The 1389-nt window shown below is 40.5% G+C and carries 2 pseudogenes; both read right to left on the bottom strand.

Annotation, left to right across the window (positions count from 1 at the left end):
• Nucleotides 1–790 (bottom strand): annotated as a pseudogene (locus FJR05_RS20245) (hypothetical protein); the annotation flags it as partial.
• Nucleotides 791–970: 180 nt separating this feature from the next.
• Nucleotides 971–1389: pseudogene (locus FJR05_RS20250) on the bottom strand (hypothetical protein); the annotation flags it as partial.

The raw sequence follows: 1389 nt of genomic DNA on the forward strand, positions 1-1389 counted from the left end.
AGGCTATTGTTGAGTTACCGATTTGTGACTGTCCCAAACTGGCTAATTTGTTCCACTGCTGTGAAGCGTCAACCTTATTTTTAGCTTGTGCTACTGGTCGTTCTACTGGTGGTTGAATTGTGCGCGGAACTGTAGGATTTACAGGATTTGGAGAAGCATACCGCCTCACTCTGGGTGCAGATTCAGCAACCCTGACAGCGCTAGTGCGTGTCCGTGCTGATGGTGTAGATTTAGCTGGTGATATTGGACTGGGAGATTTACTAGGAACTGGTTGAGTTGATGATATTGGACTGGGAGATTTACTAGGAACTGGTTTGACATTGAGTTGTTGCTGTTGATCTTGAAAAGCTAATCGGCTTTTAAGTTCAGCAGATTCGTCTAAAACTGGTTCATTACTGGGAGAAGGATTAGCGGTTTTCGCTGCTTGTTTAGCAGGAGGTTTGGGTTGCAGAAATCCAAACCAGAGGGTTGAAACACCAGCAATAACCACTCCTACCAAAGCAACTACTGATACTAGACGAACACCAGGGTTTTCGGCTAACGGTCGTTCTATTGCTGTTTCTTGATCTTGTTTTAAGCGATATTCTTGAGAAATTAATTGATTTGCAGTAGGGTTATGTCCTGCCAATCTTTGCTCGTCTTCAGGACTGATATCTTCCTCTTGTACAGCAGTTTGGTGAGAATGATGATTGCCGTTATTAGTAGGGGATTCTAGAGAAGAATCAGCAGAATTTTCGTGAAGGTCAAATTCTTCGTTTTGATTTGAATGATTTTGATGTGAATTGTCCATGATTTTAGCTTTTTTCTTCATCAAAAGTGCAAGTAATTTTGAGTAAATTCACGAAAATAATTGTCAAATCATCAAAGTTTCAGCTTGGCATAATTGGAATATGAATCAACATTTTTAAAATCTGTCTCCCTTGTTTGCTCAGTTACAAAATAAAATTCAGCACCAAATTTATGGAATCAGTTAACGTCGTTGCTGAGGATTAAATTCAACCATTCTGATAATTTGCAGTCCAGATGAGCGCATTTCATAAATTTTTTGTTCTACCAATGGGGCATCTTTTCCTAACGGAGAACGGGGAATTTCCACTGCTTGGACTGTAAACGTGCGGTTGAAAGAAATACGCTCATCTCTACCAGTAGTGCGGTCAACTAAAATGCGAGTAGCAACCATATCTATTTCCCATTCTCCTAATCTTATTGCTCTCGGTTCTGATAGATAGGAAATAATAGTTGTACTGCGAAGCTGTCCTGTGAAAACGCTAGTCGGAACTAATTCAGCAATCTTCGGTAAAGAAGCTTTGGCAAATTCCGGTTCTAGTAGTAGAGAAGCAAACCAAGCCGTTGTAGGAATGCGCCCTTTTTTACCAACTTGAATACCTG

The sequence above is a fragment of the Dolichospermum sp. UHCC 0259 genome (assembly GCF_009711935.1).
Taxonomy (GTDB): Bacteria; Cyanobacteriota; Cyanobacteriia; order Cyanobacteriales; family Nostocaceae; genus Dolichospermum.